Source organism: Xanthobacter albus, assembly GCF_043194895.2.
Taxonomy (GTDB): domain Bacteria; phylum Pseudomonadota; class Alphaproteobacteria; order Rhizobiales; family Xanthobacteraceae; genus Xanthobacter.
The window spans coordinates 2,037,529-2,063,093 of record NZ_CM195532.1 but is presented as its reverse complement, the minus strand read 5'-3'; the positions used below and the strand labels follow the sequence as shown (position 1 = coordinate 2,063,093).

At 70.2% G+C, this 25,565-nt stretch carries 26 protein-coding genes; 17 read left to right on the top strand and 9 right to left on the bottom strand.

The features are described 5' to 3' along the window. Positions 1-57: 57 nt before the first annotated feature. Both V5F75_RS09190 and V5F75_RS09185 read right to left on the bottom strand, forming a co-directional pair. Entirely contained in the window at positions 58-489 is a 432-nt protein-coding gene (locus tag V5F75_RS09190) for a hypothetical protein (RefSeq protein ID WP_394036844.1), read from the bottom strand. Between the two features lie 146 nt (positions 490-635). Continuing rightward, positions 636-1,283 (bottom strand): glutathione S-transferase family protein, encoded by a 648-nt coding sequence (locus tag V5F75_RS09185; protein ID WP_393989398.1) that lies wholly within the window; start codon positions 1,281-1,283, stop codon positions 636-638. A gap of 254 nt (positions 1,284-1,537) precedes the next feature. On the opposite strand from V5F75_RS09185, the gene V5F75_RS09180 reads away from it, so the two are divergent. From V5F75_RS09180 to msrP, 5 genes are all read left to right on the top strand, one after another. Beyond that, positions 1,538-2,740 carry a pyridoxal phosphate-dependent aminotransferase gene (locus tag V5F75_RS09180; protein WP_394036846.1) on the top strand — a complete coding sequence of 401 codons (1,203 nt, stop codon included), beginning with the start codon at positions 1,538-1,540 and terminating at the stop codon, positions 2,738-2,740. A 133-nt stretch (positions 2,741-2,873) separates the two neighbouring features. After that, positions 2,874-3,341: a DUF992 domain-containing protein gene (locus tag V5F75_RS09175; protein ID WP_394036848.1), complete on the top strand. Its 468-nt coding sequence runs from the start codon at positions 2,874-2,876 to the stop codon at positions 3,339-3,341. 171 nt (positions 3,342-3,512) lie between these two features. After that, complete coding sequence (locus tag V5F75_RS09170; RefSeq protein WP_394036850.1) at positions 3,513-4,037, top strand: DUF992 domain-containing protein; 525 nt, start codon at positions 3,513-3,515, stop codon at positions 4,035-4,037. Positions 4,038-4,114: 77 nt separating this feature from the next. Beyond that, entirely contained in the window at positions 4,115-4,807 is a 693-nt protein-coding gene (locus tag V5F75_RS09165; protein ID WP_394036852.1) for a DUF992 domain-containing protein, read from the top strand. Between the two features lie 163 nt (positions 4,808-4,970). Further along, complete coding sequence (msrP, locus tag V5F75_RS09160) at positions 4,971-5,939, top strand: protein-methionine-sulfoxide reductase catalytic subunit MsrP (protein ID WP_394036924.1); 969 nt, start codon at positions 4,971-4,973, stop codon at positions 5,937-5,939. Positions 5,940-5,942: 3 nt separating this feature from the next. Here msrP and V5F75_RS09155 read toward each other — a convergent pair whose 3' ends face one another. Beyond that, complete coding sequence (locus tag V5F75_RS09155; protein WP_394036926.1) at positions 5,943-7,172, bottom strand: type III PLP-dependent enzyme domain-containing protein; 1,230 nt, start codon at positions 7,170-7,172, stop codon at positions 5,943-5,945. Positions 7,173-7,454: 282 nt separating this feature from the next. Between V5F75_RS09155 and V5F75_RS09150 the strand changes: the two genes are divergently transcribed. The 4 genes from V5F75_RS09150 to V5F75_RS09135 all read left to right on the top strand — a co-directional run bounded on the left by V5F75_RS09150 (position 7,455) and on the right by V5F75_RS09135 (position 10,438). Then, on the top strand, positions 7,455-7,964 hold the full coding sequence (locus V5F75_RS09150; RefSeq protein WP_394036854.1) for a hypothetical protein: 510 nt from the start codon (positions 7,455-7,457) through the stop codon (positions 7,962-7,964). Between the two features lie 59 nt (positions 7,965-8,023). Continuing rightward, the gene (locus V5F75_RS09145; protein WP_394036856.1) at positions 8,024-8,713 is read left to right on the top strand and encodes a ribonuclease T2 family protein; all 690 of its coding nucleotides are present in this window, start codon (positions 8,024-8,026) and stop codon (positions 8,711-8,713) included. A gap of 118 nt (positions 8,714-8,831) precedes the next feature. Continuing rightward, the gene (locus tag V5F75_RS09140) at positions 8,832-9,677 is read left to right on the top strand and encodes a 23S rRNA (adenine(2030)-N(6))-methyltransferase RlmJ (RefSeq protein WP_394036858.1); all 846 of its coding nucleotides are present in this window, start codon (positions 8,832-8,834) and stop codon (positions 9,675-9,677) included. Between the two features lie 167 nt (positions 9,678-9,844). After that, positions 9,845-10,438: a glutathione S-transferase N-terminal domain-containing protein gene (locus V5F75_RS09135; protein WP_394036860.1), complete on the top strand. Its 594-nt coding sequence runs from the start codon at positions 9,845-9,847 to the stop codon at positions 10,436-10,438. Between the two features lie 73 nt (positions 10,439-10,511). Here V5F75_RS09135 and V5F75_RS09130 read toward each other — a convergent pair whose 3' ends face one another. Continuing rightward, complete coding sequence (locus V5F75_RS09130; protein WP_394036862.1) at positions 10,512-11,933, bottom strand: aspartate aminotransferase family protein; 1,422 nt, start codon at positions 11,931-11,933, stop codon at positions 10,512-10,514. A 288-nt stretch (positions 11,934-12,221) separates the two neighbouring features. Here V5F75_RS09130 and V5F75_RS09125 point away from each other — a divergent pair, with 288 nt between their 5' ends. Then, complete coding sequence (locus V5F75_RS09125; protein WP_394036864.1) at positions 12,222-13,151, top strand: hypothetical protein; 930 nt, start codon at positions 12,222-12,224, stop codon at positions 13,149-13,151. Between the two features lie 16 nt (positions 13,152-13,167). Here V5F75_RS09125 and V5F75_RS09120 read toward each other — a convergent pair whose 3' ends face one another. The 4 genes from V5F75_RS09120 to V5F75_RS09105 all read right to left on the bottom strand — a co-directional run bounded on the left by V5F75_RS09120 (position 13,168) and on the right by V5F75_RS09105 (position 17,163). After that, complete coding sequence (locus tag V5F75_RS09120) at positions 13,168-14,646, bottom strand: aldehyde dehydrogenase (RefSeq protein WP_394036866.1); 1,479 nt, start codon at positions 14,644-14,646, stop codon at positions 13,168-13,170. Between the two features lie 325 nt (positions 14,647-14,971). Next, positions 14,972-15,196, bottom strand: a complete 225-nt coding sequence (gene yacG, locus V5F75_RS09115; RefSeq protein WP_394036868.1) for a DNA gyrase inhibitor YacG — start codon at positions 15,194-15,196, stop codon at positions 14,972-14,974. Then, positions 15,193-15,819, bottom strand: coding sequence for a Maf family nucleotide pyrophosphatase (locus V5F75_RS09110; protein WP_394036870.1), 627 nt, complete (start codon positions 15,817-15,819; stop codon positions 15,193-15,195). The genes yacG and V5F75_RS09110 overlap by 4 nt, the downstream gene beginning before the upstream one ends. 204 nt (positions 15,820-16,023) lie before the next feature. Then, positions 16,024-17,163: a bile acid:sodium symporter family protein gene (locus V5F75_RS09105; protein ID WP_394036872.1), complete on the bottom strand. Its 1,140-nt coding sequence runs from the start codon at positions 17,161-17,163 to the stop codon at positions 16,024-16,026. A 577-nt stretch (positions 17,164-17,740) separates the two neighbouring features. On the opposite strand from V5F75_RS09105, the gene V5F75_RS09100 reads away from it, so the two are divergent. The 6 genes from V5F75_RS09100 to V5F75_RS09075 all read left to right on the top strand — a co-directional run bounded on the left by V5F75_RS09100 (position 17,741) and on the right by V5F75_RS09075 (position 23,462). Further along, positions 17,741-18,658 (top strand): ABC transporter permease subunit, encoded by a 918-nt coding sequence (locus V5F75_RS09100; protein ID WP_394036874.1) that lies wholly within the window; start codon positions 17,741-17,743, stop codon positions 18,656-18,658. Next, on the top strand, positions 18,658-20,145 hold the full coding sequence (gene livM / locus V5F75_RS09095; protein WP_394036876.1) for a high-affinity branched-chain amino acid ABC transporter permease LivM: 1,488 nt from the start codon (positions 18,658-18,660) through the stop codon (positions 20,143-20,145). The genes V5F75_RS09100 and livM overlap by 1 nt, the downstream gene beginning before the upstream one ends. Continuing rightward, on the top strand, positions 20,145-21,071 hold the full coding sequence (locus tag V5F75_RS09090) for an ABC transporter ATP-binding protein (protein ID WP_394036878.1): 927 nt from the start codon (positions 20,145-20,147) through the stop codon (positions 21,069-21,071). Before livM ends, V5F75_RS09090 begins: the two co-directional genes overlap by 1 nt. Beyond that, positions 21,068-21,805 (top strand): ABC transporter ATP-binding protein, encoded by a 738-nt coding sequence (locus V5F75_RS09085; protein ID WP_394036880.1) that lies wholly within the window; start codon positions 21,068-21,070, stop codon positions 21,803-21,805. Before V5F75_RS09090 ends, V5F75_RS09085 begins: the two co-directional genes overlap by 4 nt. 1 nt (position 21,806) lies before the next feature. Then, the gene (locus tag V5F75_RS09080; protein WP_394036882.1) at positions 21,807-22,271 is read left to right on the top strand and encodes a DUF6867 family protein; all 465 of its coding nucleotides are present in this window, start codon (positions 21,807-21,809) and stop codon (positions 22,269-22,271) included. Positions 22,272-22,361: 90 nt separating this feature from the next. Beyond that, positions 22,362-23,462, top strand: coding sequence for a branched-chain amino acid ABC transporter substrate-binding protein (locus tag V5F75_RS09075; RefSeq protein WP_394036884.1), 1,101 nt, complete (start codon positions 22,362-22,364; stop codon positions 23,460-23,462). Between the two features lie 77 nt (positions 23,463-23,539). Here the strand turns inward: V5F75_RS09075 and V5F75_RS09070 are convergent, their stop codons facing one another. Then, complete coding sequence (locus V5F75_RS09070; protein ID WP_394036886.1) at positions 23,540-24,271, bottom strand: cytochrome c biogenesis CcdA family protein; 732 nt, start codon at positions 24,269-24,271, stop codon at positions 23,540-23,542. 183 nt (positions 24,272-24,454) lie between these two features. On the opposite strand from V5F75_RS09070, the gene V5F75_RS09065 reads away from it, so the two are divergent. Then, positions 24,455-25,468 (top strand): P1 family peptidase, encoded by a 1,014-nt coding sequence (locus V5F75_RS09065; RefSeq protein ID WP_394036888.1) that lies wholly within the window; start codon positions 24,455-24,457, stop codon positions 25,466-25,468. The last annotated feature ends 97 nt before the right edge of the window (positions 25,469-25,565 follow it).

The following is a 25,565-nucleotide window of genomic DNA, read 5'->3' as shown; positions in this document are numbered from 1 at the left end:
GCCGGAGGATTCCTCCGGCGCCTTTTTGTCATTCCAGGCTCTCAGCGTCCGGGCGGATCATCCCCGGCGGCGGTCGCGCACCCGCACCCGCACGCGTGACAAGGTCATGCGCGCGGCGACGAGCAGGGCGCCCCCGGCAAGAGCGAGGGCGCCGAGGGTCGCGGCATGGCCCGCCACGTCCTGCGCCAGGAGGCCGGCGGCAGCCGCGCGGCCGGAGGAGAGCACGAACGCCACCGCGCCGATGGCGAGCATGAGGGCGATGGTGAGCGCCGCCTGGGCGAAGGCGTCCCCCGCCTTGTGGGCCCGCACCGCGCGGGCCAGCGTATCGGGATCGGCGGCGGAGAAGGCGGGCGTCTCGCCGGACCAGGGCGCGGACCATGAGACGAAGCCGCGATCGATGGCCTCCCGCTCCGCGCGCACCGGCTCGCGGCGCGCGCCCGTGGCGGGACGGACGGTCGAGAAGGGCGTTTCGGCGGCGAGGGGGTTCATCTGGACGCTCCCACACGATTCGAAAATGTGGCTTCCGCCACGATCAGCCGGCGAATCACCTGTGCCGGCCGGATTGAAACTGTTCGAAGAGTGTGGCCCGTCCGCGGCGGCACCCCGGTAAATCATGGCCACATCATGACAATCACTCACGGCCGCGCGAGTTCTCCCCGCTCTACCGCCGTGACAGATGGGCGCCACGCCATGTCCACATGGCCGGGGTCCGCCGCCACCCGTTCCAGCCAGGCCCGCACCAGGGGAAAGGCGGCGAGGCTGAACTCGCCCTCCTCCGCCACATGGGTGTGGGCGTAGAGGGCGAGGTCGGCGATGGTGAGCCGGTCGGCGGCGAAGAAATCGTGGCGCGCCAGGTGCCGTTCCATGATGGCGAGAGCGGCGTAGCCCTCCTCCATCCAGCGGTCCACGTCGTGGGTGCGCAGGTCGCGCCCGCCGCGCACCTGGGTGAGCCAGAAGCGGGCCGCGGCGATACCGGGCTCGTGGCTGTTCTGCTCGAAGAACATCCAGCGCAGGGTATCCGCGCGGCCGAAGGCGTCGGCGGGCAGGAAGCGCGTGCCCTCCGCGAGGTAGAAGAGGATGGCGTTCGATTCGGCGAGCAGGCGCCCGTCCGCCTCCAGCAGAGGCACACGCCCCTCCGGGTTCAGCGCCAGGAATTCCGGCGTCCTGTGCTCGCCCGCGAAGATGTCCACCTCCGCGAGCTGGAACGGGCGGCCGAGCTTCGCGAGCATCAGCCGCACCTTGTATGAATTTCCCGACGATTGCGTGGAATAAAGCTTCAGCACCGGCCCTCTCCCCGCCCCTGGCCGGCATGTGGCGTCTGCCGGGCCGCCCCGCAAGGGCCCCGGCCGGCGTGGGACGATCCATCACGCGCGGGCGGCTGTTTCATTCATCATCGTCGCTTGTTCCGGCACGGCGGCTGAACTAGTGTCCGCGCGCGCCGGCTGAACCTGCGGCGCTCCATTCGTGCCAAACCTTTGCGCCCCCAAGGCCGCCGCGGATCCGCCGCTGCGGGCGGGCGCGTCCGGAGCAACCGGCCATGAGCCTGATTTCGTCCGCCCTGAAGCGTATCAACCCCTCCGCGACCATCGCCATCTCCAACAAGGCGCGCGAGCTGAAAGCAGCGGGTCGGGACATCATCGCGCTGTCCGCGGGCGAGCCGGACTTCGACACCCCCGAGAACATCAAGGAAGCGGCCATCGCCGCCATCCGCCGCGGCGAGACCAAGTACACCGCCGTGGACGGCATTCCGCAGCTGAAGGCCGCCATCGTCCGCAAGTTCAAGCGCGACAACGACCTCGACTACAAGCCCTCGCAGGTGTCCGTGGGCACCGGCGGCAAGCAGGTGCTGTTCAACGCCCTGGTGGCCACCGTGGACGCGGGCGACGAGGTCATCATCCCCGCCCCCTACTGGGTGAGCTACCCCGACATCGTCCAGTTCTGCGGCGGCACGCCGGTGCCGGCGCCGACCCGCCTGGAGGACAATTTCAAGCTGCGTCCCGAGGTGCTGGAAGCCGCCATCACCCCGAAGACCAAGTGGCTCATCTTCAATTCGCCCTCGAATCCCTCGGGCGCGGCCTATTCCTATGACGAGCTGAAGGCGCTCACCGACGTGCTGGTGCGCCACCCCCATGTCTGGATCCTGTCCGACGACATGTACGAGCACCTCGTCTACGACGACTTCAAGTTCGTCACCCCGGCGCAGGTGGAGCCCCGGCTCTACGACCGCACGCTGACCATGAACGGCGTCTCGAAGGCCTATTGCATGACCGGCTGGCGAATCGGCTACGCCGCCGGCCCCGAGGCCCTCATCAAGGCCATGGGCACGCTGCAGTCGCAGTCCACCTCCAACCCCTCCTCCATCGCCCAGTGGGCGGCGCTGGAAGCGCTCGAAGGGCCGCAGGACTTCATCGCCGCGAACAACGCCGTGTTCAAGGAGCGCCGCGACCTGGTGGTGGCCATGCTCAACCAGGCCAAGGGCCTCACCTGCCCGAAGCCGGAAGGCGCCTTCTATGTCTATCCCTCGTGCGCGGGCGCCATCGGCAAGTCCACGCCGGCCGGCGTGAAGATCGCCACCGACGAGGACTTCGCCACCCAGCTCCTGGAGGCGGAAGGCGTCGCGGTGGTGCACGGTTCCGCCTTCGGCACCGGCCCGGCGTTCCGCATCTCCTACGCCACGGCCACCTCCGCCCTCGAGGAAGCCTGCCAGCGCATCCAGCGCTTCTGCGCCGCCCTGAGCTGAGGATGCAACAGGGGCGGGAGAACATAAGCTCCCGCCCCATAGAGTCGTTGGCGTTGGGGAGGAGTCAGGCTATGGCTTCGCTGTCGTCCGGCGCGGTCTGATGCCCGCTGGCTTCCCCAGGAGGAACGACATCATGAAGACTGTTTTCAAGGCCGGCCTCGCCGCCGCTGCCCTGTGCGTCCTCGGCGCCCTGCCCGCTTCGGCCCAGTCCCGCGTGCAGGTGGGTGAGCTGCGCTGCACCCTCGCGCCCAACGTGAGCTTCATTCTCGGCTCCGTGCGCGACATGAGCTGCACCTTCACGGGCCGCAAGGGCAAGACCCGCACCTACACCGGCACCATCCGCCGCCTCGGCCTCGACGTGGGCGTGAGCGGCAAGGGCGTGCTGGTGTGGGGCGTGTTCGCCCCCTCGTCCTCGGTTCGCCCCGAGAGCCTGCGCGGCAACTATGTGGGCGCCTCCGCCAACGCCGCCATCGGCGCGGGCCTCGGCGCGAACGCGCTGGTGGGCGGCAACAACAACACCATCGCCCTGCAGCCCCTGTCCGTGGAAGCCCAGACCGGCCTGAACCTGGCCCTCGGCGTCGCCGACATGTCGCTGCGCTGACAGGCTCCCCTCCCGGAGCCTTGCATTTGTGCCACACCCCCGGGGAAACCCTCGGGGGTGAAGGCACTTCAAGCCCCTAGCGAAATTGCAGCCACGATCTCTCCCTAAGAGGGGGTTGCGCGTATCCGCGGGGCGTTCTTTCCTCGCTTCACCGCATCATTGGGGGATCCCATGCGTACCTTGTCCGGCCTCATCGGCCTCGCCGCTGTCGCGGCTGTCTCCGCCACTCCCGCCGCCGCCGTCGAGGCGCCGAAGGTGCAGATCGGCGTGCTCGTGTGCTCGGTGGCCCCGTCCGTGGGCTTCATCCTCGGCTCCGTGCGCGACCTCGCCTGCGAGCTGCGCACCTCCCGCATCGAGCCCTACACCGTGCAGGCCGCCTACAAGGGCACCGTGTCGCGCTTCGGCATCGACATCGGCATCACCTCCGGCAACACCCTGTCGTGGGCCGTGTTCGCCCCCTCCACCAGCGTGGGCCCCGGCGCTCTCGCCGGCCAGTACGTGGGCGTGTCGGCCAATGCGGCCTGGGGTCTCGGCGGCGGCGTGAACGTGCTCGTCGGCGGTTCCACCCAGACCGTCGCCCTCCAGCCCCTGTCGCTGGAAGGCCTGACCGGCGCCGCCGTGGCCGCCGGCGTCGCCGACCTGAAGCTGGAGCAGATCGCGGCCCCCACGCCCGTGAAGGCCAAGATCACCAAGTGATCCGAAAGGGTCGCGGCACAGCCTGAAGGGTCACCAAATGACCTGAAAGGCATGCAAGATCGGGGCAGGAGACGATCATGAACAGCTTCCGCCCCGTCCTTCTCGCCACCATGGCGACCCTGCTGACGACGACCGCCGGGGCCCAGGGCCTCGGCAGCGTCCCCTCCCAGGGCGGCACCCCGCCGCCGGCCCAGTCCACGAGCCCGGCGGCGACTCAGGCCGCGCCCGCGGTCCAGGCCCTGCCGCAGATGAATGTGGCGCCTCCGGCCGTGAATGCCGCGCCGGCCTCCACCGCGACCGGCCCTTCGGCTGACGGCCCCAGGATGCCGGCGGTGTCGTCGGGCCTCCTCGAATGCCGGGGAGACATGGCGACCGCCACCGGCTTCGGCTCCACCCGCCGCGTGCGGTGCGAGTACCGCCCGAGCATGGGCCAGAATCACTATTACATCGGCACCCTCAACCGGACCGGCCTCGACATCGGCGTGTCGGACCAGGGCAGCATGCTGTGGGGCGTCCTCTCCACCTCGCGGAGCCTCGACCGCGGGGCGCTGGCGGGCACCTATGTGGGCTTCACCTCGGGCTTCGCGCTCGGCCCCGGCTTCTCCGCGAACGTGCTCGCGGCCCAGGACCCGTCAAAGCAGGTCACGCTCCAACCCCTGAGCGTCTCCTCGGACAGCGGGCTCAGCCTCTCCATCGCCGGCGCCACCCTGGTGCTCGAGCCCTCGACCCCGCTGGTGGCGGGCGATCAGCCGCCGCAGCCCGCGCGCTGAGGCCCCCGCGCCCGCCTCCCCCCATGGCGGAGCCACACGCCGGTGTGACTTGCGCCCGGCGCCCCGTGTCCCGATCCTCCCGCCGAGCCCGCCTGATGGGAAACCCGCGCCTCGCCGGCGCGCGCCCTCGGGAGGCCGGAACTGCCCCTTCCGGGAGGCCATGATGCATATTCGACGCCGGCGCGGCTGGGAGCTTCCCGAAGCCGCCGCCACCCCCGAATCGATCTATCTCAGCCGCCGCGCCCTCATCGGGGCAGGCGCGGGCCTCATCGGCGCCGCCGCCCTTGGCATTCCCGCGACGGCCGGCGCGGCGACCGAACCCGCCGACCCCAGCGGCGCCCTCTACCCCGCCCCCACGAACCCGCGCTACACCCTCGACCGGCCGGTGACGCCGGAGGCCAAGTCCTCCGTGGTGAACAATTATTACGAGTTCAGCTACGCCAAGAACGTGGCGCCGGCCATGGGCCGCTTCCAGCGCCGCCCCTGGCGCATCGCCATCGACGGCCTGGTGGAAAAGCCCCAGGAGATGGACATCGACGACCTCCTGAAGAAGGTCCACCTGGAAGAACGGCTCTACCGCCACCGCTGCGTGGAAGCCTGGTCCATGGCCATTCCCTGGACCGGATTTCCCATGTCCGCCTTGGTGGAGCTGGCCCGGCCCACGGCTGCGGCGAAGTTCATCCGGATGGAATCGTTCCGCGATCCCAAGATGGCGCCCAACCAGCGCGACTTCCGCTACCCCTGGCCCTATGTGGAGGGCCTCACCCTCAAGGAGGCGCAGAACGAGCTCGCCTTCCTCGTCACCGGCGCCTACGGCAAGCCGGCCCCCGGCCAGTTCGGCGCGCCGCTGCGGCTGGCGCTGCCGTGGAAATATGGGTTCAAATCCGCCAAGGGCATCGTGCGCTTCACCTTCACCGACACCCAGCCGGTGAGCTTCTGGGAGGAGGTGCAGGGCGCCGAATACGGCTTCTGGGCCAATGTGAACCCCAAGGTGCCGCACCCGCGCTGGAGCCAGGCCAGCGAGGAGGACATCGCCACCGGCGAGCGCCGGCCCACCCTCCTCTTCAACGGTTATGGGGACTATGTGGCGCCCCTCTATGCGGGCATGGAGAGCCAGCGCATCTGGTATTGACACCTATTCCGGCGGCCTGCCGCGATATTCCGGCTCCGCGAAGCCCTGTGGCGCGTCGCCCGCGTCGAAGGGCTCGTCCACCATCACGAAGGTGTCGGGGTAGAAGCCGTTGAAGCGGGTGCGCAGGGAGAGGGAATAAGCGCCCATGTGGCCGATCTCGATCCAGTCGCCCGTCTCCACGCCCTGCGGCAGGTAGAAGGGACGGGAGAGCACGTCCACGCTGTCGCAGGTGGCGCCGTAGATGCGGAACGGCTCGATGGCCTCGCTCCGCACCGGCCGGCGGCGCCGGGCGGGATCGGGGATGTGCCGCACCGGCAGCAGGATCTTGCCCGTCCACGAATCCGAGAGCGAGGCCCAGATCCCGTCGTTGATGTAGAGCCGCTGCCCCTTCTTCAGCAGCACCCGCACGATGACCGAGAACGCGCGCGCGACGATGACGCGGCCGGGCTCCGCCACCAGCGGCACGCCGGAGAAGCCGTGGCGCTCCACCGCCTGCATGAGGCCGGAGACGATCTCGCCCAGGGGCGGCATCGCCCGCTCCTCCCGGCGGGGGTCGCGGGCATAGGCGGCGGGAAAGCCCCCGCCCACGTCGAGCCCGTGGAGCGGCACGCCCGCCACCGCGCGCACCTCGGCCGCCGTGGCGACGGCGCGGGCATAGGTGCCCGCATCCTCCACCTGGCTGCCCACGTGGAAGCACAGGCCGCAGCGGATGCCGAGGCCGTGGATGCGCCGCAGCAGCTCCGCCGCGTGGCCGGGCGCGGCGCCGAACTTGCGGGAGAGCTCGTAGGCCGCCTCCCCCTTGGTGGCGAGCCGCACGAAGAGGGTGAGATCCTCCGGATCGAGATCGAGCGCGCGGACGATGCGCAGGATCTTCGCCACCTCGTCCTCATGGTCGAGGGCGGTGACGCGGATGCGGTAGCGTTCCAGCGCCAGGCGGATGTCCGACTGCGCCTTCACCGGGTGCATGTAGAAAAGCTCCGCGCCGGGTGCCAGGGCGCGCACGGCCGCGAACTCGGCGGGGCTCGCCACATCGAAGGCCGAGATGCCGGCCCCCGCCAGGGTTTCGAGCACCATGGGCTCGCCATTGGTCTTCACCGCATAGGCGGTCCTGCCGGGAAAGGCGGCGAGGAAGGCCGCCGCATCGGCCCGCAGCACCTCGGGCCGGAAGCAGTAGACCGGATGATCGGGCCGCAGCTCCAGCGCCGCCGCCCGCCCGCTCGCGAAGCGCGGCAGATCCCCGGCTCCCGCGGAGCCCGCGCGCGGAGCGTCCCCGGCGCCGAAAGCGAAACGGGACTGGGACATGGGAGCCTCCCTCCTGCGCGCCGCCGTGCTTTCTCCCTTATCCCAGCTTTCCGGCAGCGGCGCGACGGCCGCGGCGGGTAGCCGGAGCCGGAAATGCGCATTGACGTTTTCTCAAGAAGTGTGGCACCCCTGCGCTTGACCGGCGTGGGTGGGGGCTCCATCGTCCGTGGCGACATGGCCGCGCGAGCGCGGCACAGACCAGTGGAGACGACCATGGGGATTGGGCTGCGCACCGCGAACGCCAAGGCGGGCCGCACGGGCCTCGCCCGTCTGGCGGGCCTTGGAGCCGCCGCCCTCGGGCTCGCGCTGTCGCTCGGCCTCGCCGCTCCCCGCGCCCAGGCGGCGAACCTGCTGGAGCTGAACTTCTGGCTCTCCGGCCCCAATTATTCCGGCAACGTGCCGGCCTGCGACGAGCAGGCCGCCCTCGGCCTCATCGCCCAGCGCTTCGGGGAGACCGAGCAGCGCTTCTGGTCCTCCAATCTCACCATCACCCAGTTCGAGCGCCTGAGCGAGATCGCCTTCCGCCCCTGGGGGCCGGAATACCTGCCGCGCCGCTATTGCCACGGCACCGTCTACACCTCCGATGCCCGCAAGCGGCAGATCTACTACGCCATCGTCGAATCGGGCGGCCCCATCGGCGCCACCTGGGGCGTGGAGTGGTGCATCGTCGGCCTCGATCGCGAATACGCCTTCGCCCCGTCCTGCAAGATGATCCAGCCGTGAGGGCTGCGGCGGCCCCGCAGCCAGTGGGGCCTGTTGCGTTCCAGGCGCCGTTCGCGCGCATGGTTGCCATTGGCCGCCGGCTGCGCGGAGCGGTGCTGGCCGGCATGGCGCTCATGGCCACAGCGCTCATGGCCACGGCGCTCGCGCAGCCCGCCGCGGCCAAGGACTCCGGCGCCTTCGATTTCTACGTGCTCTCCCTCTCCTGGTCCCCCACCTATTGCGAGGCGCGGGGCGCGCGGGCGGCCGATGAGCCGCAATGCACCCTCACCCGCCCCTATGCCTTCGTGGTGCACGGCCTGTGGCCGCAATACGAGCGCGGCTTTCCCGAATATTGCGAGAGCCCCGCGCCCTACGTCCCGAACGGCCTCGTCCGCTCCATGCTCGACATCATGCCGAGCAAGGGGCTCGTGATCCACGAGTGGAAGAGGCACGGCACCTGCTCCGGCCTCGACGCGACAGGCTATTTCAAGGCGATCCGCGCCGCACGCGACAAGGTGGTGGTGCCGCCGGAGTTCCAGCGCCTCGACGACTACCGCATGGTGTCGCCGGCGCAGATCGAAGACGCCTTCCGCGCCGCCAATCCCGGCCTGCAGCCGGACATGATCTCCGTGGACTGCGACAAGCGCCGCCTGCGCGAGGTCCGCATCTGCCTCTCGCGCGAGAACCTCGCCTTCCGCCCCTGCCCGGAGGTGGACCGGCGCGCCTGCGCCCTGCCGAAGATGGTGATGCCCCCCGTGCGCGGCAATTGACGCCGCCGGGCGTCCCGCTTTTTCCCGCCGGGGCGGATCGAAAATGCCGCCCGCGCGCCGTATAGAGGCGGCAGCCCGAGCGCCCCTCGCTCCGAAACCGCCGCGGTGAACGACCCTCATGAACTATCGCCACGCCTTCCATGCCGGCAATCCGGCCGACGTGATGAAGCACGCGGTGCTCGCCCGCATCCTCGCCTATCTCGGCAAGAAGGACACGCCCTACCGCGTGCTGGACACCCACGCCGGCGCCGGGCTCTACGACCTCGATGGCGCCAATGCCCAGCGCACGCTGGAGGCGGAAAGCGGCATCGAGGCGGTGCTGGCCGCCCAGTTGCCGGAGCAGGCGGCGGCGCTGCTGGCGCCTTATCTCGACACGGTGCGCGCCGTCCGCGCCGAGGGGCGGCGGCTCTACCCCGGCTCGCCGGCGCTGGCGCTCGCCCTCTCCCGCCCGCAGGACCGCTTCCTGTTCTGCGAGCTGAACAAGGAGGAGCGCGTCAAGCTGGAGAAGCGCGTGGGCGAGGACCACCGCGCCAAGATCCTGCCCCAGGACGGCTGGCAGGCGCTCGCCGCCCACCTGCCCCCGCGCGAGCGGCGCGGCCTGGTGCTGGTGGACCCGCCGTTCGAGGAGCAGGGCGAGTTCCACCGCATGGTGGAGGGGCTGAAGGCCGCCCACACCCGCTTCGCCACCGGCATCTTCATGCTGTGGTATCCCATCAAGGACCTGCGGGCGGTGGACGCCTTCCGGCGCGAGGTGGCCCAGCTCCAGATGCCCAAGACGCTGCGGGTGGAGATCGATTTCGCCGAGGTGCGCAGCCTCGACACCCTCTCCGGCAGCGGGCTCATCATCGTGAACCCGCCTTTCACCCTGGCGGACGAGGTGCGCACCATGCTCGCGCCGCTCACGCCGCTGCTGGCGCGCGACGGCAAGGGGCGCCTGCGCGTCTCCTGGCTGACGGCGCATTGAGGCCCGTTCGAGCATCCGGCGGGAAAGGCGGAGCGATCTTCCTGCGCCCACGGACGCCGATCCGGACGAGTGAGCGGACACGCGTTCTTCGCGCGAACCGGATTCCCCTTCGCCTGAAAACGCCTTAACCAGGGCCGCCACGGTCCCTCCACCCCCGGATGCCCCTCATGCTCCTGCGCTATTCCGCAACCTCGCCGTTCGCCCGCAAGGTGCGCCTCGCCGCCGCCGTCGCCGGCGTGCCGCTCGACCTCGAGCTGGCCGACACCACCAATCCGGACGACACGCTGCGCCTGCAGAACCCCCTGGGCAAGGTGCCCACCCTCCTCACCGACGATGGCGACTGCCTTTATGATTCGCGCGTCATCCTGAGCTATCTCGACCTCGTCTCCGGCGGGCGCCTGCTGCCCGCCGAGCCGAAGGCCCTCATCGGCGCGATGAAGCTCCAGGCCCTGGCGGACGGCCTGATGGATGCCGGCGTCCTGGTGCTCTACGAGGCGCGCTTCCGCCCCGTGGAGAAGCACGAGCAGCGCTGGCTCGACCACCAGCGCCAGAAGATGGCCCGCGCCCTGGCGGCGCTGGAAGCCGCCCCGCCGGCGGCCGACGGCCCCCTCGATGCCGCCGCGATCACCCTCGCCTGCGCCCTCGGCTTCCTGGATTTTCGCTTCGGCGGGGAATGGCGGGCGAGCCACCCCCGGCTGGTGACCTGGCAGGCGGCGTTCGCCGCCCGCTGCCCCATGTTCGAGGAAACCGCCCCGCGCTGAGCCGCGCCATCGCGAAAAACGAAAAGGGCCGGCGGAAGCATCTCCCGCCGGCCCTTTTCACTTCATTCAGTCCTCAGGCCGCGGCGTCCACGCGCGGCACCGGCACCATCAGGCCGCGGCTCTTGAGCGCGGCGAGGGTCAGGTCCAGCACCTTCCAGGCGATGGCCACCAGCTCGTCCGCCTCGGCGTGGGAAAGGGTGAAGGGCGGGGCGAGGATCATGCCGTCGCGCACCGCGCGCATCACCAGCCCCTCGCGGAAGGAGAAGTCGCGGCAGATGAGGCCGACCGTGCCCTCTTCCGCTGCGAAGGCGGCGCGGGTGGCCTTGTCCGGGGTCAGCTCCAGCGCGCCGACAAGGCCCACCATGCGCGCCTCGCCCACCAGGGGATGGTCCGCGAGCTTCAGCCAGCGCTCCCTGAGGTAGGGGCCGATGTCGTGCTTCACGCGCGCCACCAGCTTTTCCTCATGCATGATCCTGAGGTTGGCGAGGGCCGCCGCGCAGCCGCCGGGATGGCCGGAATAGGTGTAGCCGTGGTTGAAGTCTCCGCCGTTCTCGATGAAGCCTTCCGCCACCTTGTCGCCGACGATGACGCCGCCGAGCGGGAAGTAGCCGGAGGTGATGCCCTTGGCGAAGGTGACGAGGTCCGGCTTCACGCCCATATGCTGGCTGCCGAACCATTCCCCCGTGCGGCCGAAGCCGCAGATGACCTCGTCGCAGACCAGCAGCACGTCGCGCTCTCGGCAGATCTTCTCCACCTCGGGCCAGTAGCTGGCGGGCGGGATGATGACGCCGCCGGCGCCCTGGATCGGCTCGCCGATGAAGGCGGCCACATTCTCCGGCCCCGCCTCGTCGATGGCGCGGGCCACCTCGCGGGCGGCGAACAGGCCGAACTCGTCCGGGTCCATGGTGCCGCCCTCAGCCCACCAATAGGGCTGCTGCACATGGATGATGCCGGGAATGGGCAGGCCGCCCTGGGCATGCATCGGCCCCATGCCGCCGAGCGAGGCCCCGCCCATGGTGGAGCCGTGGTAGGCATTCTTCCGTGAGATGAAGATGGATTTCTGCGGCCGCCCCATGGCGGCCCAGTAGTGCCGCACCATGCGCAGCACCGTATCCACCGCCTCGGAGCCGCCGGAGGTGAAGAACACGCGGCTCATGCCCTCCGGCGCCACCTCCGCGATGGCGGCGGAAAGCTCGGCGGCGGCCGGATGGGTGGTCTTGAAGAAGGTGTTGTAATAGTCGAGCTGGTGGAGCTGGGCGGCGATGGCATCGACGATCGCCCTGCGCCCGTGGCCCACCTGGGAGCACCACAGGCCGCTCATGCCATCCAGGATCTTGTTCCCGTCGCTGTCATACACATAGACCCCTTCCGCCCGGGTGATGACGCGCACGCCTTCGGCGTTGAGTGCCTTCGTGTCCGAGAACGGATGCAGATGGTGGGCGGCGTCGAGCGCGCGCCAGTGGGCCGTCGAGTTGGACAGGGGGGAGGATGGCACGATGGAGAGTCTCCGTTTCGGTTTCAGACCGACGCCGGCCGGTTCGCGGGCGGGCAGACAGGGCGTTTCCCGGCCTCCCCGCGCGGGGAAGAAAGCGCGGCCTCCCGCAGCGTCCCAGCCCGTTCAGAAGATGTGAATTCCGCTTTCCCGTCAAGAAAGGCGCAAGCGCCGCATCGAGCGGGAACGGGCCCCCTCCCAGGCGGAAAGCGCAACAGCTCAATATCTTATGGCGCGCTTGCGAAGCCCGTGCGAACGAAGGGGCTCCCGCATCCTCGATTCGCCCCCCCGATGACCGATCTGCTCCAAGCCCCCGGCGCCGCCGTTGCGGCGCACGCGCCGGCCACTCCCGAGACCGCCTGCCGCGGCGCTTCCATGCCGCCCGTGCGGATCGTGGTGTATGGCACCCATTCGGAGGACTGGAACGAGTCCCTGGCGCCGACGGCGCCGGTCTGGGCCCAGGTGGAAGGCGTGCGCGAGGTGCTGCTGGCGGCGGACACCGCAGCCCCCCTGCCGCCGCCGCGCGACGACATGCGCACCCTCGTGCTGCCGCTGATGGAGCCGCACCTTCTGGCCTGCCCGCGCGCGGAACACGAAGGACTGCTGCCCAGCCACGAGGCGGTGCGCACCCTGGCTGACAAGGGCGCTTTCGCCGCTTATGCCGCCCGCGAGGGGCTCGCCCATCACTGCCCGCCCGTCTTCGCCGCGCCCGAGACGGCCGAGCTGCCGTGCGTGGTGAAGCGCCTCGACCTCAACGCCGGGGTGGGGGTGGAGGTGGCCACGAGTCGCGAGGCGCTGCGCGAGATGCTCGACACCCCGCCGTGGAAGGGCTTCCCGGTGGTGCTCCAGGGCTACGTGCCCCACGCCCATGAATTCGCGACGCACGCCGTCTGCCGGGAGGGGCGGATCGTGCTTCACCGCACCTTCCGCAAGACGCTGCTGGCGGATGCGCGCATCCAGCGGCCGGGCGCGAGCTTGACGAGCGCGGTGCCACCGGCGGCGGAGCAGCACCTGCGGGTGCTGGAGAGCTTCCTGGCGCCGCTGCGCTACGACGGCCCCTGCAACTTCGACTACGTGATCCGCGACGACGACTCTCTCTGCGTGTTCGAGATCAACCCGCGGCTCGGCGGCTCGCTGATGAAGGCGCAGAACCGCGAGGCGCTCGCCGCCGTGCTGAATGCCATCGTGCGCGGCGCCCGGCCTCTGGCCGGCGGGGCGTGACCCGCCGGCCGGGGGCTCACAGCCGCGTCCAGACGGTCTTCAGGTCGCTGTATTTCTCCAGCGCATGCAGGGACTTGTCTCGCCCGAATCCGGACTGCTTCACGCCGCCGAAGGGGGTGGTGATGTCATCCGCATCGAAGCAGTTCACATAGACGATGCCGGCCTTGAAGCGCCGCGCCACCCGGTGCGCGGCGGCGAGGTCTTTGCTCCACACCGCCGCGCCGAGGCCGTAGACGGTCCCGTTGGCGATCTCCACCGCCTCGTCCAGCCCGTCGAAGCCGATGACGGAGAGCACCGGGCCGAAGATCTCCTGCTGCGCCAGGGAGGAGCCGGCCGCCACGTCGTCGAACACCGTGGGCGCCACGAAGGCGCCGCCCGTCTCCTCCAGCACCGCCGCGCCGCCGGTGACGAGCCGGGCCCCTTCGGCGATGCCGCGGTCGATGGCCGAGAGGATGCGCCGCTGGTGCTCCCGGCTCACCACGGCGCCGGCCGGCGCCGCCGGATCGAGCGGGTTGCCCGGCATCCAGCGCGGGGCCAGGGCGGCGACGCGCGCGACCAGCTCGGCGCGGATGCGGTTGTCCACCAGCAGCCGCGAGGCGGCGGTGCACATCTCGCCCTGGTTGAAGAAGATGCCGCCGGCCACCGCCTCGGCCACGGCGTCGAGATCGGGCACGTCGTGGGCCACCACGAAGGCGGTCTTGCCGCCCAGCTCCAGATAGACGCGCTTGAGGTTGCTGTCCGAGGAATAGCGCATGAAATAGCGCCCCACCTCGGTGGAACCGGTGAAGGCGAGCGCGTCCACGTCCATGTGCAGGCCCAGCGCCTTACCGGCCTCGACGCCAAGGCCCGGCACCACGTTGAACACCCCGTCCGGAATGCCGGCCGCGTGCGCCAGCTCGGCGAGGCGCAGGGCGGTGAGGGGCGATTCCTCCGCCGGCTTCAGCACCACCGAATTGCCCATGGCGAGGGCGGGCGCCACCTTCCAGGCGGCCATGATCATGGGGAAGTTCCAGGGCGTCACGCAGCCCACCACGCCCAGCGGCTCGCGCAGGATGAGGGCGAGATTGTCCGCGGTGGTGGGCGCGATCTCGCCATACACCTTGTCGGCGCACTCGCCGTAATAAGCGAAGCAGTCGGCCGCCGCGCGCACGTCCACGGCGCGGGCGTCCGAGATGGGCTTGCCCATGTTGAGCGTCTCGGTGAGGGCCAGCTCGTCGCGATGCTCGCGGATCAGCTCCGCGAAGCGCTGCAGCGTGCGCTTGCGCTCCAGCGGGCGCAGCCCGGCCCAGCGGCGGTCCTCGAAAGCGCGGCGGGCGGCGGAAACGGCGCGGTCGATATCGGCGGCGTCACCGGCCGCCACCTCGGCCAGCACCTCGCCGGTGGCCGGGTTCACGGCGCTGAAGGTGCGCCCCGAGGCGGCGGGCGCGAAGGCGCCGTCGATGAAAGCCTGGGTACGGAAGGCGGGACGCACTGCGGATTCCGCGGTGGCGGTCATGATGGCTCCTCGGCCGCGGGACGGGCCTCAAGCCTCGAAACTCGCGCGCCGGCGCGGGCGACGTCAAGGCGCGGCGGCGCCGTTCACAGCCCTTCGCCGACAAACCCTCCCGTGGCGCTCCGCGGCGGAAATGCGCCGCTCACGGCCGGCGCGGGAGCACATGGCGCCGCCGCCGGCCCGCTCTGTTTGCCGGCGAAGTTTAAATTTCCGTTCATTAATCAATGAAACGTAAACGGCCGGGGAAAGCGCGGGCAGCAGAGCGCCACGCCGCGCGCGGCGTGGCGGCGGAAGGGAAAGGGTGGACATGAAAAGGCGCGCGCGGCGCTCAGCGCCCCGTTTCCGGCGGCTCGCCGTCCTCGTCTTCCTCGGCGGTGACGGGAATGGCATAGGCGCCGGAGAGCCAGCGGTTGAGGTCCACGTCGGCGCAACGCTTGGAGCAGAAGGGGCGATACTTCTCCACCGGCGGCTTGCCGCAGATGGGGCAGGGCTTCGACGCGGGCGGCTTCGATGCGGACGGCTTGGGCGCGTCCTTTTCCGGATCGCCGCTCACTGGGCCAGCTCCGCCCAGCCGGCGCGCACGGGATAGCCCTCGCCGGAGAGCAGCCCCACCGCCTCGATCAGCGGCAGCCCCACCACATTGGTGTAGGAGCCCACCAGCTTCACCACGAACGAGCCGGCGATGCCCTGGATGGCATAGCCGCCCGCCTTGCCGCGCCACTCGCCGCAATCGAGGTAGTCGTCCATTTCCGCGCGCGAAAGGCGCTTGAACCGCACCCGCGTTTCCACGAGGCGCGTGTGGTCGCGGCCCTTGCGGCCCACCACGCACACGCCGGTGAAGACGCGGTGGCTGCGGCCCGAGAGCAGGCGCAGGCACTCTTCCGCCTCCTCGCGCAGATCCGGCTTGGGCAGGATGCGCCGGCCCACCGCCACCACCGTGTCGGCGGAGAGGATGACGGCCTCGAGCCCCGCCTCCCGCGCGCGCGCGGCGACGATCCGGCCCTTCTCGACGGCGAGGCGCTGGGCCAGCCGGCGCGGCAGCTCGCCCCGCTCGGGGCTCTCATCCACGTCGGCGGGCATCAGCAGGTCGGGCTCGATGCCCACCTGGTTGAGCAGCGCCAGCCGGCGCGGCGAGCCGGACGCCAGGACAAGCTTAAGCTGATCGGTCACACCCATCTCCTGATTCCGCCAGACACAAGGGCGGCGAACCGTGCCGCCCCGCCGTCGCGCCCCCACGCTCTAGAGCGTTTTCGAGCGAAGTGGAAACCGGTTCGCGTGAAGAAAACGCGTCAGCTCAAGAATCCGGAGGGTTTCCCCGATTCCATGGAATGGGAAACCCTCCGGCGGAAAGGGCGGGCGCTGCGAGCGGCGCGCACCCCCTCAGTCGCGCTTCGGCGCATCCTGCGATCCCGCGTCGGGATCATCCGCCAGGAGCGAGGGCTCTGCGGCCTCCTCCTCGGCGATGGCCTCCAGCACATCGCCCTTGGCGGCGCGATTGCCGGCGATGAAGCCGATCACCACCAGCTGGAGGAAGTGGTAGATCATGATCGGCGTGATGATGAGCGAGAGCTGCGGCGAGGTCCCGAACATCACCTTGGCGATGGGAAGCCCGGTCGCCAGCGACTTCTTGGAGCCGCAGAACAGCACCGCCGTGGTGTCGGCGTGGTTGAAGCCCGCCAGCCGGCAGAACAGGCCGATGAGCCAGTAGACCGCCACGAACAGCAGGCCGACGCCGACGATCATCTCCGCCAGCAGCGCCACACTGTGGCCGCTCCACACCCCCTCGGCGACGCTGTCGCAGAAGGCGTTGTAGACGATGGCGAGAATCACCGCCCGGTCCGCGATCTTCACCACCACCTTGTGCTTCTCGACCAGCTTGAGCAGCAGCGGGCGCAGCATCTGCCCCACCGCCAGCGGCAGGAGGACGATGACGACCAGCTTCAGGATCACGTCGCCGAGCGCCATGGTGCCGCCGGTGGCATGCAGGTACCACGCCATCAGCAGCGGCGTCACGAACACGCCGATGAGCGAGGAGATGGAGGCGTTGAAGATGGCCACCGCCACGTTGCCGCGCGCCAGCGAGGTCATGGCCACCGAGGACGACACGGTGGACGGCAGCGCGGCCAGGAAGAAGAAGCCGATGCCCACCTCCTCCGGCATCAGCCGGTTGATGAGCGGCATGGCGAGCACCACCACCAGCGGGAACAGGGCGAAGGTGGCGAGCTGCACCACGAGGTGGAGCTGCCAGCGGGTGGCGCTTTCCAGCAGCCGCCGGGTGGCGAGCGAGATGCCGTAGAGGAAGAAGATGACGCCGATGCCCCAGGTGGCAGCGCGATCGGCATGGAGGAAGCCGCCGGTCACTCCGGGCGCGGGCCACAGGATGGCCAGCACGACCACGCCGACCAGCGCCGGCAGGAAGGGGTCGATCTTGAAGCGCGCGGATGCGGGCTTGGGGGGCGGCGACTGAGGGGACGAAGACGTGGTGGGCGAGGGTTGGGGGGGCGTGCTTCTGGAGGACATGGCGTGGGGCAGACGTTAAGAAAGAGGAAACTGCGGAGCGGCGCACTGCCGGTGGCGACGGCGAGATCACGGAAAAAAGCGCCGGTGGCTGTCTTGGCGGCCCGGGCGCCCAGGCATGGGGCCCGGCCCCGGTGAACAGGCCGCCATCCTGTGCCGAGGCGGCCCGGCGCAACTTGGTCTGCCTTTCCGCGCCGGTCAACCTTCGCCGCACCAGGGCAAGGGCGCGTCCGGCCCGCGCGAACGCGCCGTTCCAGGAATTGCGGCCGCCGCGCAAGCCCTTCGCACGACAGGCGAAACATCGCGGCACGGGCACAGCCGGAGCCCGCCTTTCGTTTTGCCGGGCGGACGCGAGGCGCCTGACGCGCCCGTGCTTTTTGGAAGCCGGGACAGGACCGCGCGGGCGTTCGCGGGCCCCCGCCCGGTGCCGACGGCGCGCGACGGCAGAGGCGCACGCGCCATCGCGAGAATTGTCTCGGCCGCCGGGGCGGGCTATGAGTTGAAAAAATGCGTTTCGCCCAATCATCGTGCAAGATGAATTTGTAGGCGCGGCCACCAGAACAGAGGGGTCCAGCGGCGGATGGATATTTTCCTCCAGCAGCTCATCAACGGGTTGACCCTGGGGTCGATCTACGGGCTGATCGCCATCGGCTACACCATGGTGTTCGGCATCATCGGCATGGTCAACTTCGCCCATGGCGACGTGTTCATGGTGAGCGCCTTCATCGGCCTCATCTGCGTGCTGCTGCTCACCACGGTCGTCGGCATCAGCTCCATCTTCCTGGTGCTGGCCATCACGCTGGTGGTGGCCATGCTGTTCACGGGCCTGACGAGCTGGGCCATCGAGCGGGTGGCCTACCGGCCGCTGCGCGGCTCGTTCCGCCTCGCGCCCATGATCTCCGCCATCGGCATGTCCATCTTCCTGTCCAACTTCGTGCAGGTGGCCCAGGGCCCGCGCAACAAGCCGCTGCCCCCCATGGTGCCGGACGTGATCGTGCTGATGGAGCGCGACGGCTACGCGGTCACCCTCGCCTACAAGCAGATCATCATCATGGCGGTCACCGCGGGCCTCCTCTTCGGCTTCTGGTGGCTGGTGCAGAAGACGCCGCTCGGCCGCGCCCAGCGCGCCTGCGAGCAGGACCGCAAGATGGCCGCGCTGCTCGGCATCAACGTGGACCGCACCATCTCGCTCACCTTCGTCATCGGCGCCGCCCTCGCCGCCGTGGCCGGCGTGATGTACCTGATGTACTATGGCGTGGTGAACTTCGCGGACGGCTTCGTGCCGGGGGTGAAGGCGTTCACCGCGGCGGTGCTCGGCGGCATCGGTTCCCTGCCCGGCGCGGTGCTGGGAGGCCTGCTCATCGGTCTCATCGAGACCTTCTGGTCCGCCTATTTCTCCATCGAATACAAGGATGTGGCCGCCTTCTCCATCCTCGTGGTGGTGCTCATCTTCATGCCCCAGGGCCTGCTCGGTCGGCCGGAAGTGGAGAAGGTGTGATGGCGGCCCACAGATCCGACCTGTGGGAGCGCGAGGAAGGTCCGCCGGAAGGCGCCGCGCCGCCGGCCGTCCCCTCCCCGCCCCCCGCAGAGGCGGTGCTGCTGCCCGCCCTCAAGGATGCCGTCGCGAGCGCGATCATCACCGCCCTCCTGCTACTGCCCCTGGTAGGCTTTCGCGCCACCGAGTCCGGCTCCGGCCCCCTCACCCTCACCTATCGCTTCGGCCTGGTGGCGGTGTTCGCGGGGCTGGTGGCGGCGCTGCGGCTGGCGCTGAACCTCACCTTATGGCGGCCGGGCCGAGACACAGCGCCCAGGCGCTCCCCTCTCCTCGCGGGGCTCGCCGGAAAGCTGGGCCCGGCGGCCAAGCCCGCCTTCTTCCTGGTGGCGCTGGCCTATCCCTTCCTCGCCATTGCCCTTTCCGGCGGCCTCTCGCCCAGCCGCTACTGGGTGGACCTCGGCATCTACATCCTCACCTATGTGATGCTCGGCTGGGGCCTCAACATCGTGGTGGGCCTCGCCGGCCTGCTGGATCTCGGCTACGTGGCGTTCTACGCGGTGGGCGCCTACACCTTCGCCCTGCTCGCCACCAGCGCGCCGCTGAACGCCTTCCTCGACGCCCATCTGGCGGAGGGGTTCTGGGCGGCGTGGTCGTTCTGGGTGTGCCTGCCGGTGGCGGGCATCCTGGCCGCCTTGTGGGGGCTCATCCTGGGCTTTCCGGTGCTGCGCCTGCGGGGCGACTACCTCGCCATCGTGACCCTGGCCTTCGGCGAGATCATCCGCCTCGTGCTCATCAACTGGGTGTCGCTCACCAACGGCGGGGCCGGCATCTCCTCCATCCCGCCCGTCACCTTCTTCGGCGTGCCCTTCAGCAGCGGCGAAGACGGCTTCGCGGCCCGCGCCGGGCTCGACTATGATTCGATGCACCGGATCATTTTCCTCTATTTCGTCATCCTGGGGCTCGCGGCGCTCACCGCCCTCGCCACCGTGCGACTGAGAAAGATGCCGGTGGGCCGCGCCTGGGAGGCGCTGCGCGAGGATGAGATCGCCTGCCGCTCGCTCGGCATCAACACCACGCTGACCAAGCTCACCGCCTTCGCCACCGGCGCCATGTTCGGCGGCTTCGCGGGCGCGTTCTTCGCCGTGCGGGTGCGCTTCGTCTCGCCGGAGAGCTTCACCTTCATGGAATCGGCGGTCATCCTCGCCATCGTGGTGCTCGGCGGCATGGGCTCGCAGATGGGGGTGGCGGCGGCGGCGGTGCTGCTCATCGGCGGCATGGAGATGCTGCGCAACCTTTCCTTCCTGAAGGCGAGCTTCCTGTTCGGGCCGGATTTCGACCCCTCGCTCTACCGCATGCTCATCTTCGGCTTCGCCATGGTGGCGGTGATGGTGTGGCGCCCGCGCGGCCTGGTCGCGAGCCGCATGCCCACCATCTTCCTGAAGGAGCGCAAGGCGGTTTCCGGCGCGCTCGTCAAGGAGGGCCACGGCTGATGGCCGAGCTTGCCCTCCCCCGCAGCTGGGACCGCAACCCGCTGCTGCAGGTGGACCACCTGTCCATGCGCTTCGGCGGCCTCGTCGCGGTGGGCGACGTCTCCTTTCGCGCCGGGCGCGGCGAGGTGACGGCGGTGATCGGCCCCAACGGCGCCGGCAAGACCACCGTGTTCAACTGCATCACCGGCTTCTACAAGCCCTCCACCGGCCGCCTCGCCCTGATGCACGGCGGCCCGGCCACCGCCCAGGAGCTGGACGCCCTCACCACCGGAGGCCTGCCTGAGGCCCGCACCGGAGCCGGCGCCGCCTATCTGCTGGAGCGGCTGCCGGACCACAAGGTCTCCTCCCGGGCCAAGGTGGCGCGCACCTTCCAGAACATCCGGCTGTTCTCGGGCATGACCGTGCTGGAAAACCTCCTGGTGGCGCAACACATGTCGCTCACCGAGGCCGGGCTCATCAATCCCGCCGCCCTGCTCAACCTGCCCTCCTGGCGGCGCCGGCAGAAAGAGGCGGTGGACCACGCCCTCTACTGGCTCGACAAGATCAGCCTCACCGCCCGCGCCGACGACCCGGCCGGCGACCTGCCCTACGGCGACCAGCGGCGGCTGGAGATCGCCCGCGCCATGTGCACGAGGCCCGTGCTCCTGTGCCTCGACGAGCCGGCGGCGGGCCTCAACCCGCGCGAATCCCACGAGATGAACGTTTTGCTGCTCGCCATCCGGGCCGATCACGAGGCCTCCATCCTGCTCATCGAGCACGACATGAGCGTGGTGATGGAGATCTCCGACCATGTCGTGGTGCTCGAATATGGCCGCAAGATCGCCGACGGCAGCCCCAGGGAGGTGCGCGACGACCCCAGGGTCATCGCCTCCTATCTCGGGGTCGAGGACGAGGACGAAGCCGTGGCGGCGGGGGTGAACGCATGAGCGCCCTCGCCAAGGCCGCCCCCCTGCTCGCCGTGCGGGGCGTGAAGGCCTATTACGGCAACATCATCGCCCTGAAGGGCGTGGACCTCGACATCAAAGAGGGGGAGATCGTCACCCTCATCGGCGCCAACGGGGCCGGCAAGTCCACGCTGATGATGACCATCTGCGGCTCGCCCCAGGCGCGCGAGGGCCGCGTGACCTTCGCCGGGCGCGACATCACCCGCCTGCCCACCCACGAGATCATGCGCCTCAGGATCGCCCAGTCGCCCGAAGGCCGGCGCATCTTCCCGCGCATGACCGTCTACGAGAACCTGCAGATGGGCGCGGCGGTGGAGGGCGGCACCCACTTCGCGGAAGATCTCGAGCGCATGTTCGAGATGTTCCCCCGCCTCAAGGAGCGCATCGGCCAGCGCGGCGGCACCCTCTCCGGCGGCGAGCAGCAGATGTTGGCCATCGCCCGCGCGCTCATGAGCCGGCCGCGCCTGCTGCTGCTGGACGAGCCCTCCCTCGGCCTCGCCCCGCTGGTGGTGCGGCAGATCTTCGAGGCCATCCGCACGCTGAACGCGACCGAGGGCCTCACCGTGTTCCTGGTGGAGCAGAACGCCTACCACGCCCTGAAGCTCGCCCACCGCGGTTATGTCATGGTCAACGGCGTCATCACCATGAGCGGCACCGGCGCGGACCTGCTCGCCCGGCCGGAGGTGCGCGCCGCCTATCTCGAAGGAGGGCATTGAGATGGCGCGCGATCCGGGAAGCCCCGCCTCGCCCCTGCTGGTCATCCCCCTCGTTCTCATCGCCCTGTTCGTGCTCGCGGCGGCGCTGGCGCCGCAGGAGGTCACGGGCGGCGCGCCGGGGGATTTCCTGCTGGTGTCGCTGGTGATGGGCGGCAGCGCCGCCTGGCATACCGGCAAGGCGGTGGCGCGGGCCTGGCGCTCGCCCGCCTCCCTCGCGCTCTATTGCGTGCCGCTGGCGGCCGCGGTGCGCTTCTGCCACTTCGCCTTGTTCGGAGACGACCTGTTCTCGCCCGCCGCCTCGCTGGCGGAGTTCGTCTTCCTGTTCGCGGTGGCGGCGCTGGGTTTCCGCGCGGTGCGCCGGCGGCAGATGAGCGTGCAGTACGGCTGGATGTTCACGCCCGCCGGCCCCCTGTGCTGGCGGCGCCTCGACGGCACCGAAGCTGGCGAAGGCGCCAACGCACCGTGACAGTTCCATGAATCGCGGCACAATGCGCCGCGACAGTTCCATCCGGACCGGCACCATGTTCGCGGTCCGGCACACGAGGGGAGAGACGAGATGAAGAAGCTCCTGTTGGCGTCGCTTGCGCTCGGCGCCAGCCTCGCCTTCGCGGCCGGGGCCCAGGCGCAGGTGAAGATGGGCGTGGGCGGCCCCATGACCGGGGGCGCGGCGGCCTTCGGCGCCCAGCTCAAGACCGGCGCCGAGCAGGCGGTGGCCGACATCAACGCCCAGGGCGGCATTCTCGGCCAGAAGGTCGAGCTTTCCGTGGGCGACGACGCCGGCAAGCCCGAGCAGGGCAAGTCCGCCGCCAACAAGTTCATCTCCGACGGCGTGAAATACGTGGTCGGCCACTTCAACTCGGGCGTCTCCATCCCGGCCTCGACCGACTATGAAGAAGCCGGCGTGCTGCAGATCAGCCCCGCCTCCACCAACCCGACCTTCACCGAACGCAAGATGTGGAACACCTTCCGCACCTGCGGCCGCGACGACCAGCAGGGCTCGGTGGCGGGCGACTACATCGTCAAGGCGTTCAAGGGCAAGAAGGTCGCCATCGTCCACGACAAGACCCCCTACGGCAAGGGCCTCGCGGACGAGACCCAGAAGGCCATGAACAAGGGCGGCATGAAGGAAGTCCTCTACGAGGGCATCAACCCCGGCGAGAAGGATTATTCCGCCCTCGTCTCCAAGCTGAAGGCCAACGGCGTCGACCTCGTCTATTACGGCGGCCTGCACCCCGAGGCCGGCCTCATCGTGCGCCAGATGCGCGACCAGGGCATGGACACCGTGCTGTTCGGCGGCGACGGCATCGCCGACAAGGAATACTGGACCATCGCCGGCCCGGGCGCCGCGGGCACGCTGATGACCTTCGGCCCCGACCCGCGCAACAACCCGGCCGCCAAGGACATCGTCGCCGCCTTCAAGGCGAAGGGCATCGATCCCGAAGGCTACGTGCTCTATTCCTACGCGGCCGTTCAGGTCATCAAGCAGGCGGCCGAGGCCACCAAGTCCCTCGACCCGAAGAAGATCGCCGCCGAGATCCACTCCGGCAAGGTGTTCGACACGGTGCTCGGCCCGCTCTCCTTCGACAAGAAGGGCGACATCACCAAGATCGACTACGTCGTCTACGAGTGGAAGGACGGCGCCTACAAGCAGCTCTGAGGCGCGCCCGCCGCGAAAAGGAAAAGCCCGCGCCGGTTGGCGCGGGCTTTTTCATTCCGGCATCCCGCGCGGCGCGCTCAGCCGATGGCGGCGAGGCCGGGGAAGGTCTCCAGCAGCCAGTAGCTCGCATGGGCGATCCAGCCGGACATGAAGGCGATGCCAGTGAGCACCAGCAGGGCGCCCATCACCTTCTCCATCACCGGCAGCAGCTTGCGCACGTGGACGAGGCTCGCCAGGAAGGGCCGCACCGCCACCGCCGCCAGCAGGAACGGCACGCCGAGCCCAAGCGAATAGGTGGCGAGCAGCAGCGCGCCCTTGGAAACGGTACCCTCCGAGCCGGCCACCGCCAGGATGGCCCCCAGCACCGGGCCGAGGCAGGGCGTCCAGCCGAAGGCGAAGGCGAGCCCCATCACGAACGCCCCCCACAGGCCCGCCGGCTCGTTCACATGCGGGCGCGCCGTGCGGTGCAGGAGCTGGATGCGGAACACGCCCAGGAAGTTCAGTCCCATCACCAGGATGGCGAGCCCGGCGACCACGGACAGCACATCGAGGTGCGCCCGCAGCAGGTCGCCGATGGCGGAGGCGCCGGCGCCCAGCAGCACGAACACCAGGGAGAAGCCGCCGACGAACAGCGCCGCGCCCAGCATGGCCCGCCGCCCCACCTCCTTCACCGGCTCATCCCCGGCGAGGTCCTCCAGCGTGCTGCCGCCGAGGAAGCACAGATAGGGCGGCACCAGCGGCAGCACGCACGGGGACACGAAGCTCACGAGGCCGGCCAGGAAGGCGGCGGGAAGGGTGACGTCGGCCATGGAACCCTGACGGCAATCTGTTCAAGTCGGCCCCGTCATGGTCCCCCCGCGCGCCGGCGGCAAGCCGCACTTCGCCGCGCTCCCCGCCTTGTGAGCGCCGGGACGGGCGGAAGCCGCCCTTTCCAGAAGCGCGAAAAGCCATCTACAACGTTTCCATGCGGGCAGGTGCCAAGGGGGGAAGCCATGCGCAATCTCATCACCGACGTGCCCGGCCTCAGGGTGGGCCACGCGCAGGACGCGCGCCGCGCCACCGGCGTCACCGTGGTGCTCTGCGAGGCACCCACGGTGGCGGCCGTGGACGTGCGCGGCGGCGGGCCCGGCACCCGCGAGACCGATCTTCTCTCCCCCGCCGCCACCGTGGAGCGGGTGGACGCCATCGTCCTCTCCGGCGGCTCGGCCTTCGGGCTCGACGCGGCGGCCGGCGTCATGGCCGCCCTCGCGGAAGCGGGACGCGGCTTCGCGGTGGGTGCGGCGCGGGTGCCCATCGTGCCCGGCGCGGTGCTGTTCGATCTTCTGAACGGCGGCGACAAGGCCTGGGGCGCCGAGCCGCCTTACCGCGCGCTCGGGCGCGAGGCGCTGCTGGCCGCCGGGCTCGACTTTCCCCTCGGCACCGCCGGGGCGGGCTATGGCGCCACCACGGCCACGGTGAAGGGCGGGCTCGGCTCGGCCTCCGCGGTGCTGCCCTCGGGCCATGTGGTGGGGGCGGTGGTGGCGGTGAACGCCGTGGGCAGCCCGCTGGTCGGCGCCGGGCCCCATTTCCGCGCCGCGCCCTATGAGCGGCAGGCGGAATTCGGCGGCCTCGGCCTGCCCGCGACCTTTCCGGACGAAGCCTCGTCCCCCGCCCTCAAGGGCCACGTGCCGCTCTCGGCCACCACCCTCGCGGTGGTGGCGTGCGACGCCGTGCTGACCCCGGCGCAGACCCAGCGGCTGGCGGTGATGGCGCAGGACGGCCTCGCCTTGTCGCTGTTCCCCATCCACACGCCGCTCGACGGCGACTGCGTGTTCGCCCTCGGCACCGGGGCGCGGCCGCTGGCGGAGCCGCTCGCCGACCTCGCCCGCATCGGCGCCTGTGCCTCGGCCGTGCTGGCGCGGGCCGTGGCGCGGGCGGTGTTCTGCGCTCGGGCGCTGCCCCTCCCCGGCGCCCAGCCGAGCTGGCGCGACCGCTTCGGCGCCCCCGCGGCACCGCTCCAGCCGTGACGCCAAGAGCCTGAGGGCATCACGCACCCGCTTTCGGCCAAGCCCGCGCGGCACCTGAACGCGCGCATCGGAACCGATATAAACTATTGATTTTTCG